Genomic DNA, 249 nt, shown 5'->3' on the forward strand with positions numbered 1-249 from the left:
GAGCGACATCACCTACATTCCCATGCACCGGGGCTTTGTCTATCTGGTGGCGGTGATGGACTGGTACAGCCGGTACGTGCTCTCCTGGGAGGTCTCGGTCACGATGGATGTGCATTTTTGCATAAGTGCTCTGGAGCGGGCTCTGGCAAAGGGAATTCCCGACATCTTCAATACGGACCAAGGCTCTCAGTTTACCAGTCGCCAGTTCACCGGGATTCTTCTGGACGGCGGCATCCGGGTCAGTATGGA

General features: G+C 56.2%; 1 protein-coding gene. It reads left to right on the forward strand.

Translation table 11 applies throughout. The features are described 5' to 3' along the window. Positions 1-249: DDE-type integrase/transposase/recombinase (locus tag MWC30_RS22430; protein ID WP_244086382.1), on the forward strand; the 249-nt coding region annotated here is incomplete at both ends.

The organism is Desulforhabdus sp. TSK, assembly GCF_022836495.1.
Classification (GTDB): Bacteria; Desulfobacterota; Syntrophobacteria; order Syntrophobacterales; family Syntrophobacteraceae; genus Desulforhabdus.